Raw genomic sequence first — 5546 nt, forward strand, 5'->3', positions numbered from 1 at the left:
CACAGCTGTCCCTGACGGGTCGCGCTCTGTTGGAAAATCGGAACCTCATTCTCGCCGACATCCGTGATGCATCTCGAATGGATGAAGTGTTCGCCGAGCATCGACCCGAGGTCGTCTTCCACACCGCTGCCTTGAAACACCTACCGCTGCTTGAGATGCATCCAGACGAGGGTTGGAAAACCAACGTATGCGGAACGCTGAATCTGCTCGAGGTTGCCGGCAAGCATGGTGTTGACCGTTTCGTCAACGTCAGCACCGACAAGGCTGCAGCGCCGACAAGCGTGCTCGGCTGGACCAAGCGGATCACCGAGCGGTTAACTGCGTGGGCGAACACCCAGAGCGATACGAAGTTCGTGTCGGTGCGGTTCGGCAACGTGCTTGGATCGAACGGATCGGTGCTGAAGTCCTTCGAGGTACAGGCAGCAAACGGTGGTCCGATCACCGTCACCCACCCGGACATCACCCGGTTTTTCATGACCATCGAGGAGGCGTCGCGCCTCACCAGCCATGCAGGCGCCATCGGCCAGCCTGGCGAGATTATGATTCTCGACATGGGCGAACCCGTCAAGATCCTGGATGTCGCCAAACGCTTTGCGAACCAGCACACGCCACCACTCGAGATTGTTTTCACCGGCCTGCGCAAGAACGAAAAAATGCACGAGGATCTCATGTCCGGCGACGAAGACGGCCACGTCCGGTCACACCCGCTCATCACCCATGTTCCAGTTCCGCCTCTTCGCCCCGTTGACGCAATGCACGCAAAGCACGCAATGACGTCACCATCAGTCGACCAGATGGCAGTTATCGCCCAAAGTGAGTTCGAGAATCACTCGATAAAGGTCGGCCAGTGACCGAGAAGGTCGCAATATTGGGCCAGGGTTATGTTGGCCTCCCGTTGTCGGTTCGGGCGGTCGATGAAGGTTTTGACGTGCTCGGGTTCGAACTCGACAAGCGCAAGGTCGATGCACTCAACAACCAGCAGTCCTACATAGACGACATCACTGACCAAGATGTGGCAAAAGAGGCACATGTTCTCTGAAGTGAGCTTCGGCGACGTTGTCAAGCCGGCTGTTCTGAGCGTCTCGGTTGCACTGGTCGCGACTCCACTCGTGCGCCACTTCATGCTTAAGTTCAACATTGTTGACACGCCAAATGAGCGTTCGTCCCACTCTGTTGTTGTACCCCGTGGTGGCGGTCTTGCGATAATTATCGCTGTCTTCGCCGGACTGGCGATCTCAAAGCCAGGCCAACCAATCGTCGCAGTAGCAGCGGCCTCGTTGCTTCTTGGAATTGTCGGGCTCATGGACGATCACTCGGGCTTGTCCGCCCGGGTTCGGTTGCTCGCCCAGGCCGCCGTGGGCGCCGGGCTCTGCGTCGCTCTGCTAGCTCAGCAGTCAGATGTCGGACTACTAGGCGTCGCCGGCCTGACGGTCGGCATCGTCGGATTCATAGGGTTCGTCAATGCGTTCAACTTCATGGACGGAATCAATGGCATATCCGTGGCCCAGGCGGTCGTGACCGGAGTCTTCTTCGTGGTCGTCGGCATTTCAAGTGAACTCCCCGACGTCGCTCTGGCCGGAGCACTCATCGCTGGCGCATTCGTCGGCTTCGCTCCGTTCAACACCCCTGTGGCCTTCATTTTCCTGGGAGATGCTGGCTCGTACTTTGCTGGAGCGTGGCTTGCCGGAGTCGCGGTGCTTGCGGCGACTCAGGGCGTCCCGGTCGAGGTCGTCGTTCTTCCTGGCCTGTTCTACATTGCTGACACCCTCGTGACCCTTGTGGCCCGCTTCCGCAGGGGTGCACCAATCGGACAATCGCACCGTGAACACGCTTACCAGATGCTGACCGACCGGATCGGCAGTCACATAGCTGTCTCAGCGCTCGTCGGGCTCGGCGTCGCGATCACCGCCACAATCGGACTCGCAGTGCTGAACGCTGAACCTGCGGTACGGGCTGCATCCGCGTTCGTAGCCGCCTTCGCCACAATCGCAGTTGTCGTCACTGTGCGCACGTTCAACGGAACATCGTCGTGAGCCGGCGAGTCATGTACGTCGTCAGCGAACCTTGGTACTTCGTGAACCACCGACTTGAGCACGCCAAAGCCCTCCTGGCCGCTGGGTTCGATGTCGAGGTCGCAACCCGTCAGGGTGACCGGTTTGAAGAAGCTCGTGAAGCAGGCTGCGTGATGCACGAGTTCGACATGACACGGTCATCGGCTCCGACGCTCCTCGCAAAGGAGGCACTGAAGCTGCGCCGACTGGTCCGGCGCACCAAACCCGACGTCGTCCACGCTGTGGCCTTGAAGCCCGTGGCGCTGAGTCTCGGCCTTTTCAGTCTCCGCCGCCGCCCGTCACTTGTTCTCAGCGTCAACGGCCTCGGTATCTCGGCGGTCGACGGGTCCCGATCACTCTCGATCATCAGGCGCGTCCTCCAATTTGCTGGTCGTCGCCGCGCCGTTGAACTGTTGTTTCAGACGCGAGCCGATCAGCGCGCTGTCACGCGGACAACGACGGGAAGTACGGTGATTCCCGGTGTGGGGGTCAATCTCGACGATTTCGCGGCGACACCGAAGCCTCCAGCAGAACCACTACGCATCGTGTACCTCGGCCGAGCTGTTCGGTCGAAGGGACTCACCGATCTCGCAAAGGCCCTGTCCGACCCTCGGCTGCAGGCGGCCGGACTCCAGGTCGATGCCTACTGTTCCATCGATGACCAAAGCCCAGGGACTCTGTCCCCGGAGGAGATATCCGTGATCGAGGCATCACCGCTGATGACGCTCCACTCACCCACTCGAGACCCTTCAGCAGTCCTCGCGACCGCTCATGGCGCCATCCTGCCTTCCCGGGCCGGAGAGGGTGTCTCCCGATTCGTCCTTGAGGCACTCGCAACGGCGACGCCCGTGCTTCTCAGTTCCGAATCCGGCAGCGGTGAGGTCATCCAACACGGGCGGGAAGGGCTCACCTTCGAAGGAAAGAATCCGACGTCGCTTGCCGACGCCTTGTTGGATTTCAAGGAACTCTCTGACGATGAACGACAATTGATGGGTGAAGCAGGCCGACGACTGGCCGTCGAGCGATACAGCTCTTCAGTGATCCTCCCCCAGATCGTCGAACTGCACCGACGCCTCGCTGCGGAGAAATCCGCATGAAACGTGGACGCCCCACGGTTGTTGTCGTCGGCTCGACAGGACGGGTTGGGAACGTCGTCACTGAGCGTCTTCGCGATCTCGCCGAAGTCGTCATCATCGGCAGATACGACCTCGTTGATCCCGAACCTTTCGAGGCCCAGCTCCGATACGCAGTAGAAGGAGCAACCTCGGTCGTTAATCTTGCCGGTGTCGCACACCTCGCCTCCGAACCCTCGAACGATGACCTCCAACGACTCGTTGCAGCCAATCTCCAACTCCCGATCGTGCTTGCGCGAACCTGCCTTGACGTAGGTCTACCCCTCACTCACGTCTCGTCATCAAAGGCCAAGTTCCGAAGCGAATCCGCCAATGCGTACAGCTGGTCGAAAAGAGCCTGTGACGCCGTTTTGTGTGATGCCTTTGGTGATCGCTTTGCTCAGCAAGATCTCGCGTTGACAATTCTCCGGCCACCAGCAATGCTCTTCCCGCCATTTGACGCGGGGCGCCTCCGGTTCCTCCGTCGCCTCACATCTCTTCCCTTGGTTCTAACACCGCGCATTCCGGTTCCAGCAATCACCGCTGAGACCTTCATTCTGGACGTCGTACGGAGTTCAATCGACGTGACCGAAGCTGACGCCGGAATAACAATTGTCGAGTACGAACGTCAGAATCGGACAGACCTGAGGGCCGTCCGCGCCGCAATGGTCGCTGAGCGACAGTATGGAAGACACGATGCGTACTGACTGGACATCAATAAAAAACATACTCGTCGATCCGGTGACACGCGAGACGCTGACACTCGACTCAACCGAAACTCAGCTGGTCGCGGCTAGCGGTTCCGCGTACGACATCACCGACGGGCAGCCGGTTCTCCTCAGCCGTTCCGAACGATCGTCATCTTCCTGGTTGTTTCAACCCGTCGAGCCAATTCGCCACAGCACGATCCGAAATTCACGGCGACTGCCGCAGCGTGTTCTGAACGCCGCAAAACGACGAGTTCGGTTCAATGTCCGAAGAGACTCGACGATCGACAAGATTGCGACACATCTGTCGGCTGCCGACAACCCTGCGCCCATCGTTCTGGTCGTCGGCGGCGGCAGCGTCGGGCTCGGGTCGTCAGCCTTGGCAGGTTTGCCAGGGGTCCGACTCGTGTCGTTCGATGTCTACGCCTCGCCTGACACCACCCTCGTTGCAGACGCACATCAAATTCCGCTCGAGAGCGGCTCCATCGATGTCGTTTGGATTCAAGCAGTCCTTGAGCACGTCGTGGAGCCAACAACAGTGGTCGCAGAGATCACTCGGGTGCTGACTTCGACCGGGATGATCTGCGCAGAGACTCCGTTTCTCCAGCCCGTTCACGAAGGCGCCTATGACTTCACTCGCTTCACGCAGTCTGGGCACCGGCTGCTGTTCGGCGATTACGACGAAGTTGTCTCCGTGCCGCTCGGTGGGCCCGGCGCCCTTGCTGCCCTTGCATTCCGTGGCGTGATCGGCGGACTCACCCGCAGCCACAGGGCTGCACGCGTCGCCTACGGCCTCACGGCCTGGATGACTCACATCGATCGTGCCATTCCGCCCACCTGGCGAAGCGATTTTGCGACCGGCATTGGATTTCTGGGAATGCGTCGTGACTCACCGAATCGGTTCGATGCACTTGATGAATACCGAGGTGCACAATGATAAATTCAAACGGAGGACCAATGCACATTCTCGTCACCGGCGCAGCTGGGTTTGTGGGGAGCAACCTCGTCGACCATTGTCTGACGCTCGGCTGGAAAGTTACGGGCGTCGACGCACTGACCGACTACTACTCCGAGTCGATCAAACGTGCGAATCTCTCAGACGCGATGATGAACCCCCGCTTCAAGCTCATCGAAGCCGACCTCTGCACGGCGGACCTGGTGGGCGTTCTCGATGGTGTTGACGTCGTCTCGCACCAGGCCGGGCAACCCGGTGTCCGAGGATCGTGGGCCGAAGGCTTCCACGAGTACTTGGAGTGGAATGTGCACGGCACACAACGACTGCTTGAAGCTTCCGTCCAGGTCGGCCTGCAGCGGTTCGTGTATGCGTCATCATCGTCGTTGTACGGAGCAACGACGACCTTTCCCACCACGGAAGCAACACTGCCTGCACCCCGTAGCCCCTATGGCGTGACCAAGCTGGCAGCCGAACATCTCGTCAATCTGTATGCAGCCAACTACGGCCTCTCGACCGTCGCCCTGCGTTACTTCACCGTGTACGGACCTCGCCAGCGTCCAGATATGGCAACCCATCGGCTTATCGAGTGCGGCCTGATGGGGTCCCAGTTCAACCTGTTCGGTACCGGTGAAGCCGTCCGAGACTTCACCTACGTCGGCGACGTAGTCACCGCCAACGTCTTGGCTGCACAGGCCGATACCACAGCCGGAACGGTGCTGAA

The 5546-nt window shown here is 59.7% G+C and carries 7 protein-coding genes; all 7 read left to right on the forward strand.

Features of this window, described 5'->3' with window-relative positions:
- A partial coding sequence (locus tag ACH2EI_RS12015) for a polysaccharide biosynthesis protein (RefSeq protein ID WP_395160166.1) occupies positions 1-851 on the forward strand: 851 nt, incomplete at its 5' end.
- A complete protein-coding gene (locus ACH2EI_RS12020; protein WP_395153070.1) occupies positions 848-1039 on the forward strand; it encodes a hypothetical protein in 192 nt (63 codons plus the stop codon). The genes ACH2EI_RS12015 and ACH2EI_RS12020, both read left to right, overlap by 4 nt.
- Positions 1029-2033, forward strand: a complete 1005-nt coding sequence (locus ACH2EI_RS12025) for a glycosyltransferase family 4 protein (RefSeq protein ID WP_395160168.1) — start codon at positions 1029-1031, stop codon at positions 2031-2033. The genes ACH2EI_RS12020 and ACH2EI_RS12025 overlap by 11 nt, the downstream gene beginning before the upstream one ends.
- Positions 2030-3148, forward strand: a complete 1119-nt coding sequence (locus ACH2EI_RS12030) for a glycosyltransferase (RefSeq protein ID WP_395153592.1) — start codon at positions 2030-2032, stop codon at positions 3146-3148. Before ACH2EI_RS12025 ends, ACH2EI_RS12030 begins: the two co-directional genes overlap by 4 nt.
- A complete protein-coding gene (locus ACH2EI_RS12035; RefSeq protein WP_395153593.1) occupies positions 3145-3870 on the forward strand; it encodes an NAD-dependent epimerase/dehydratase family protein in 726 nt (241 codons plus the stop codon). Before ACH2EI_RS12030 ends, ACH2EI_RS12035 begins: the two co-directional genes overlap by 4 nt.
- Positions 3860-4807: a methyltransferase domain-containing protein gene (locus tag ACH2EI_RS12040; RefSeq protein ID WP_395153594.1), complete on the forward strand. Its 948-nt coding sequence runs from the start codon at positions 3860-3862 to the stop codon at positions 4805-4807. Before ACH2EI_RS12035 ends, ACH2EI_RS12040 begins: the two co-directional genes overlap by 11 nt.
- A 20-nt stretch (positions 4808-4827) precedes the next feature.
- A partial coding sequence (locus ACH2EI_RS12045) for an NAD-dependent epimerase/dehydratase family protein (protein ID WP_395160170.1) occupies positions 4828-5546 on the forward strand: 719 nt, incomplete at its 3' end.

Source organism: Ilumatobacter sp. (assembly GCF_041688325.1).
GTDB lineage: Bacteria > Actinomycetota > Acidimicrobiia > Acidimicrobiales > Ilumatobacteraceae > Ilumatobacter_A.

Excerpts from the sequence above, each read along its gene's own strand:
- ACH2EI_RS12025 (WP_395160168.1), top strand. The coding sequence starts at position 1,029 with ATGTTCTCTGAAGTGAGCTTCGGCGACGTTGTCAAGCCGGCTGTTCTG.
- ACH2EI_RS12035 (WP_395153593.1), top strand. The coding sequence starts at position 3,145 with ATGAAACGTGGACGCCCCACGGTTGTTGTCGTCGGCTCGACAGGACGG.
- ACH2EI_RS12040 (WP_395153594.1), top strand. The coding sequence starts at position 3,860 with ATGCGTACTGACTGGACATCAATAAAAAACATACTCGTCGATCCGGTG.